The organism is Leptolyngbya sp. FACHB-36, assembly GCF_014695955.1.
GTDB lineage: Bacteria > Cyanobacteriota > Cyanobacteriia > Leptolyngbyales > Leptolyngbyaceae > FACHB-36.
Window position 1 is genome coordinate 1 of sequence record NZ_JACJPG010000248.1, and the last position, 2,644, is coordinate 2,644.

Below are 2,644 nucleotides of genomic sequence, written 5' to 3' on the forward strand. Positions count from 1 at the left end.
ATCCAGACAGCCACCCGGACGAGTCGAGTCATGCAGCAGTTCGGGCGTGTTGATGCCGTGCAGTCCCAGGAGATCGACGTGATCCAGTCGAAGATTTTTGAGCGAGGTGTCGAAGGTGCGACGAAAATCCTGTGCGTTTGCTGTGGGTGCTACTTTGGTTTGCACGATGAGCTTTTCACGCGGAAGGGTGGGAAGAATTTGCCCTAGCTGCATTTCTGAGCTACCGTAGCCCCGCGCCGTCTCAATGTGGTTAATGCCAAGGTCGATCGATCGCCGAATCGTCGCCTCTAGATTCGCCTGATTCTCACGTGGGACTTGCGCCAGGGGCACATCTTGCCACTTGTATTGATAGCGCATTCCGCCGCACGAGAAAACGGGCATTTGCAGTTCGGTGCGTCCAAAGCGTCGGTATTGCATGAGGAATTCGGCTCAAAAACTAGACCTATCCTATCGTCCAGATTTCGCTTCCCGCTCTGCAAGTGGGTTACCGAGGTTCAATGCACCCCCAAGAAACAACAGGTTTTTGAGTCGATCGTCGTTTCACTCAGGACTTACGTATCTAACCAAAACCTCGGAGGTTTAAGCCACCCTATCAGTCACGATGCTGACTGGGTTAAAACCTCCGAGGTTTGCGTAGGCTCTAAACTGATAATGACTACACTTCGCGCACGGTCGGCTTGCCATCAATAATTTCACCGACCAGTACCACATTGGCAACTCCGGCAAAAATGCCGTTCTCTAACACGCCGGGAATGTTGTTCAGCGTCTTTTCCAGTTCAGCAGGATTATCGATGCTGTCGAACTTGACATCCACCACCAAATTGCCGTTATCAGTGACAACCGGACCCGCTTTTTTCACGCCCATCCGCAGTTCCGGCTTGCCGCCCAGCTTTTCGATCGCCCGCATTACTGGAGTCACCGCCATCGGCACTACTTCCACAGGCAGCAGAAACGTCGAGCCGAGGCGATCGACCAATTTACCACCATCTACAACCACAATAAACAGATCTGCCAGCGAATCGACGATCTTCTCCTGCGTGTGCGCCGCGCCGCCGCCCTTGATCAAATTCTTCTGCGGATCGACCTCATCCGCGCCGTCGATCGCCACATCAATGTGATCAATTTCATCTAGAGACACCAGCGGAATGTGATTCTGCCGCGCCAGCACGATCGCCTGAAACGAGGTCGGCACACCCTTAATGTCCTTCAGATCGCCGGACTTGAGGCGATCTCCCAGTGCCTGAATTGCGAATGCCGTCGTTGACCCAGTTCCCAGTCCTACAATGGAACCTGACTGCACTCGCGCAGCAGCCGCCGTCCCAACTTGCTGCTTCATCAACTTCACGGGGTCTTCAGTGCTCATGGTGTTTTTGGTGTCGGGGTGAGTCGTTAGCCGTTAGCGGTCAGTAGCGAGTGGTAACGGACTACGAACCACGGACTACGGACGAAACGCTAATCATTTCTTCGTCAGTCTACTATTCAAAGACGCGCTTAAATCGATGAGTTGGACGTCACATTTCTCAGAGTCGGACTACCAGCACTACTGGAGCCTTACGCCTGACGAGCGGCAGCAGCAGATCGAGGACGAGCAGACCTCTACCGCACTGAAGGCGCTGTTGCTTTACCAGCAAGGACACGCTGCACAACACCAGCCTGATCAGGCGATCGCGTTCTTTAGTAACGCCTTAGCTCTGCGTCCTGACTGGCATGAGGTCTGGAGAAGTCGGGGCGCGGTACTGCTGAGTGTGGGGGAATGGGACGATGCGATCGCCAGTTGCGAACGGGCGTTAGAGCTTGACCCTACGGATGCAGAAGCGTGGAGTATTCAGGGCACCGCACTATATCGTCTGAAGCGCTACAGTGACGCGGCTGATCGCTGCGATCGCGCGTTAGAGATTGATCCCAACCATCACTCCGCGTGGCGCACCCTGAGCGATGCGCTGTATCAGCTTGGACGCTACGAAGAAGCCGTCGTTAGCTACGACAAAGCGCTGGACTTACGGCCAAACGACCCGCCTGCTTGGAGCGATCGCGGCTTGGCGCTGCAACGACTCGGACGCTACGACGCCGCGATCGCCAGCTTCGACAAGCGATTGGAACTAGAACCGGATAACTACAAACTTTGGTACCAGCGTGGGTTGGTGCTGCGACGGCTCCGGTCTGTGGATGACGCGATCGCAGATTTCGATCGCGCGCTCACCATCCGCCCCAGCTTCTACGCCGCAACCCGCAGTAAACTGTTTCTGCTGCTGACGACGGGGCACCTGCTTCGCTATGTCAGCGGAAACAAATCGCTGGCAAAGCGGCAGGCTCTGCAAACCGATTTGCGCAACGTGTTTGATGTGTTTGTCAAAACGAAGTTGCCAACGCTGGTGGTGCTGGCACTGGTGGTGCTAGCTAGCACGCACGATCGCCCAACGGCGATCGCGATTGCAGGTGCTTTTCTGCTAATTGCCACGATCGGCGATTTACTTGCCGAATCGCGTAAGTAACTGAGAACGCTCTACGAATTGGCAATATGAGGTAACTGTCCGATGACCGTTCCACTTCCCCCCAATCTTGTGCTCGATCCGCTGCTGAACACTTGGCTACTAGAGGATCTGGGGCGCGGCGATCGCACTACCCAGCCCCTCTTCCCGACGGG

At 55.4% G+C, this 2,644-nt stretch carries 3 protein-coding genes and 1 pseudogene; 2 read left to right on the forward strand and 2 right to left on the reverse strand.

Translation table 11 applies throughout. From position 1 onward, the window contains the following. Positions 1-417 (reverse strand): aldo/keto reductase (locus tag H6F43_RS06070; RefSeq protein ID WP_190341675.1); only part of this gene is annotated, 417 nt, incomplete at its 3' end. A gap of 238 nt (positions 418-655) precedes the next feature. Next, positions 656-1,363 (reverse strand): ribose-5-phosphate isomerase RpiA, encoded by a 708-nt coding sequence (gene rpiA, locus H6F43_RS06075; protein WP_190341677.1) that lies wholly within the window; start codon positions 1,361-1,363, stop codon positions 656-658. A gap of 136 nt (positions 1,364-1,499) precedes the next feature. Between rpiA and H6F43_RS06080 the strand changes: the two genes are divergently transcribed. After that, positions 1,500-2,492, forward strand: coding sequence for a tetratricopeptide repeat protein (locus H6F43_RS06080; protein ID WP_190341679.1), 993 nt, complete (start codon positions 1,500-1,502; stop codon positions 2,490-2,492). Between the two features lie 42 nt (positions 2,493-2,534). After that, positions 2,535-2,644 (forward strand): annotated as a pseudogene (locus H6F43_RS23010) (nicotinate-nucleotide diphosphorylase (carboxylating)); the annotation flags it as partial.